This window comes from Psychroflexus lacisalsi (assembly GCF_020164495.1).
Classification (GTDB): Bacteria; Bacteroidota; Bacteroidia; order Flavobacteriales; family Flavobacteriaceae; genus Psychroflexus; species Psychroflexus lacisalsi.
In genome coordinates this window covers 1-3,815 of record NZ_JAIQYZ010000012.1, presented here as the reverse complement: position 1 = coordinate 3,815, position 3,815 = coordinate 1, and the positions used below count along the sequence as shown (strand labels likewise).

Annotated in this window: 1 protein-coding gene; it reads right to left on the bottom strand. The window is 31.2% G+C overall.

Going from position 1 to position 3,815, the window contains the following annotated elements:
• Positions 1-384 precede the first annotated feature (384 nt).
• Positions 385-3,426: an Eco57I restriction-modification methylase domain-containing protein gene (locus LB449_RS13685; protein WP_224455682.1), complete on the bottom strand. Its 3,042-nt coding sequence runs from the start codon at positions 3,424-3,426 to the stop codon at positions 385-387.
• Positions 3,427-3,815: the final 389 nt, after the last annotated feature.

The following is a 3,815-nucleotide window of genomic DNA, read 5'->3' as shown; positions in this document are numbered from 1 at the left end:
ATAGTTTTTAATCAATCCTTTATCTTCTCGTCGCCAAGTTTCCTCCCAAGAGAGATTCACTCTGTCTGGTTCTGAAAAACTTCTGTAGATTTTTGTCATTGTCGTTGGTTTTTAATTGTGCCTAACGGTCTTGTATAACGCAAGTGGCGTGGAGTAGGGACGCGAACTTGTCGGCTTTGTTGTTTGTTAATTGATCTCTAAAATAACACTTTTCAACAGAATACCCGCTATTTGCTGTTATACGATGTTGTGCATAGTGCTTTTTACGTTCTGCTTGGTTTTTCGATGCTTGTTATTTAGTTCGAATGAGTGCGTTGGCAAGACATACTCTTTTGCAATTTTGGGCTTGTGTGTTGGCTGTAGCGAATTGCAAATGTGTATGGCTTAAGTGGTGGCTTTTTCAACCGTTTTTATTTCGTCTTCCGTCAATCCGTACAATTCATAAACTATTACATCCATCTCATTATCTGTTTGTAAAATTTTGGATTCTAATTCCGCTGTTTTTTCTTTTTGTTCTTTGAAGTATTGCATCCATTCTGCTTCTTCATTAAGACTAATAGTGATTTTCTGTTTTTTTAGCTCTTTAAGAAAATCTTTAAATTCAAATTGATACCAATTCTGTAATTTTCTGCTAACTTTCTCGATTTCAAATTTTGATTTTATCAACGATGTAAAATTATTTGCTACAGTTTCTAATTCTACTCTAAAGAAATTAGAATTCTCAACTAATAATTTTGTTTTAGTGTTGTCTGATATTTTCTTCAAAGGGATTTTTTGAAGAAGAAGATTATTAACACTTATGTAACCACCAGCCATATGTTTATCTGAAAACTTATATCGAAAAAACCAGTTTATAAGTTTAGAGTTGATAATTAATTGTACTTGATATAAATTTTCTATTTCTCCACAAATACTATAGACACTAACTGCTGGTGCATACTTACCTTCTGCGTCTAATGAAGCTTCTATTATTTTTGTCATGCCAGCAACCATAACTTTTGGTCTACTAAATAAAGCCCATTTCCCTTCTGAAATTATTTCTGAATCGTATGTTATATATGGTTTGACATAATCCTTTTTCTTATACCTTGTTATATTATTCGTGAAAATATGTGGGTCAATACTACCTGTTACTGTTAATCTTTTGGAATCTTCATTAACTTTTCCATCTGTAACGCATTGTGCATAATTGGTAAATTGAAATCCGTTAATTCCTGGTTCGAAACTTAACTCATTATTTAAGGTGTTTTTTGACTTTTCAATTTTTGAAATAATTGAATCGCTTTCTTTATCTATAGAATCAAGAAATTTTAAATTAATATAATCCCATTTTCTATGAATACCGAATTCTTCAAAAGCACCTTGTTCTACAATTATTCTATTAACCGATGTTTTTTCTTTTTGATTTTGTTTAATATTTGAGACTGTAATTATTATCGGATAAACTGATGCATCTGCAAAAACATTAATATTTGAATAGTCAATTACTTGATCAAAGGTGTAATCTTTACTTATTAAATTAAGTAAACTTTTTGAGTATTTTGCGCTCAGAAATTTATTAGGGATTATAAATGATAAAGACTGATTTTCCTTAACTAATCTCATCCCTTGCTCAATAAAAGGAATAAAAATATCATAATTACCAGATTTTGCACTTTCAAATTTTTCATTCCAATGATTAATTTGATTCTGCATTCCGTGTCTATGCATATCTTTATTAGATACATATGGTGGATTACCAATTATGACATCAAAACCTCCTTTGCTAAAAACTTCTGGAAATTCTTCTTTCCAATTAAATGCTTTATCACCTGCAATATCTTTATTATCAATTAGACTATTTCCGCATTTAATATTGTCGTTTAAAGATGTTAATTTCCTTCCTTTTTGAGCTGTCCTTAACCAAAGCGAAAGTTTTGCAATATCAATACTTTCATCATTTATATCTACTCCATAAATATTATTTTCTAAAATCGCATTTTCGACTTCGCTCAAGACCATTGCATCGCCAAAAAGTTTAGCTTGCAACTCGTCAATATATCTATGTTCTAAAATCAAAAATTCTAAAGCTTGATTTAAAAAAGCTCCACTACCACAAGCTGGGTCGCAAATGGTAATTTGCAATAACCATTTTCTGTAATCTTCTAATTTTTGAGCCAGTTTTTTTAATGTGGCTTTTTGTCTTCCTTTTCTTTCTTTCTCATATTCTGCTTCTTGTATGTCAAGTTCGGTTTTTTTCTCATCACATAGTTTACCAACTGTGTGATCTACAATGTATTTAGTTATGTACTTTGGCGTGTAAAAAACACCGTCTTTTTTACGTTTGGATTTACTTTGAGAAGTTGTAATACCTTTTATCTCTGATTGTATTTCATCAATATCATTTAATGAATGTTCAAAGATGTGTCCAAGAATATTTACACTTACTTCACTTTCAAAATCATAGTTACTTAAATTAACCGTGTGTTTAAATAGTAAATCATCATTTATTTTGATGTTATCCAAAACTTCATCTGGTGCAAATAAACCACCATTGTAAGCAAAAATCTCGTGTTGTTGTCCTTTATGTCCTGTATTCATATAATCGAAATACTTTTGAAATCGGTCATATAATGTGAAATACTCGTCATATTTATCACGCAAATCAGTCCATTGATTTACAATAGAACGAATTGAATTTGGTGGAAGTAACAATCTATCTTCTGCAAAAAAGATAAATAGAAAACGGTCAAGTAATTTTTGGGTTTTCTTGAATAAAGTTAGTTTGTCGTATTCTGGATTTTCTTTCTGAATACTCTCAAATACTTCATTTCTAAATGAAGCATAATCTTTGTAGAGCTCTTTTGTTATTTTCTCCTCTTGGGTTAGGGATTCGTCTTTTATTTTTTTTGGGATGTCTTTTAAAAGATATTCTGAAGAAAGACAAAGCCATAGAATATCGAAACGTTCTTTTGTGAGTTGGAAAAGATTAAATTCCTCAAAATCTACCGCGTTGTCAATATAAAAACGCAACTTCTCAAAGTTGGAAGTAATTACATAATTACAACCTGTTTGGTTGTTTTTATATCCAAATGCTTGAGTTTCTACCTTGCTTAAATCAGTTGTGTTTGTCCCTTTAAGTTCAATTACAGCAAGTGCTTTTTCGCCTTTTAAAATTGCACCATCTGTTTTTTTGGAATCTTTTACATTTTTTAATTCCGTTGTAAGGTTGAAATTAGGTGTTGGGTTCTTTACGTACCCAAATATATTTACAAAAAGATCAATTAGAAATTCGCCTTGATATTGTTCCTCTTTGGAATTGCGAATATTCTCTTGTATAGTTGGATTGTGGAAATGGCTAGTAAATCTTTCGTAAGCTTCATTAACTTTTTCGGATTCTAATCCTCTTAAATATTTGTTTAGAACAGAGTTCTGAAATAGACTCATATATATTTTATCTTTTACTCAAAGTTAATATCATTCCGCGCGTTGGCAAGAAACAGCTCTTTTATTTTTTTAAGCGTTGGCGTTTAGTGTTGGCAAAAAATAAATGTGCTTTTTGTGCTTTGGCTTTTTTAGTTCAAATTTTGATGTTTTGCACTATTTCCGCATTATGCACAACGTAAAGCGGATATGACCCGTACCGAGTCAAGACCTTAATGTAAAACTACTACAATTCTTCCAATTGTAATAGTTTATTAAAACATGCCGGAGGAGGTATGGGTTATATTCGCCAGTTGTGTTTAGTTGCTCTCGCTATCCTTTTGGGAGTGTATGTTTCAATAGCGCTAGAGTAACGGAGTTGAGACGCTTTCCCGTTCGCCTGCCAATAAAAG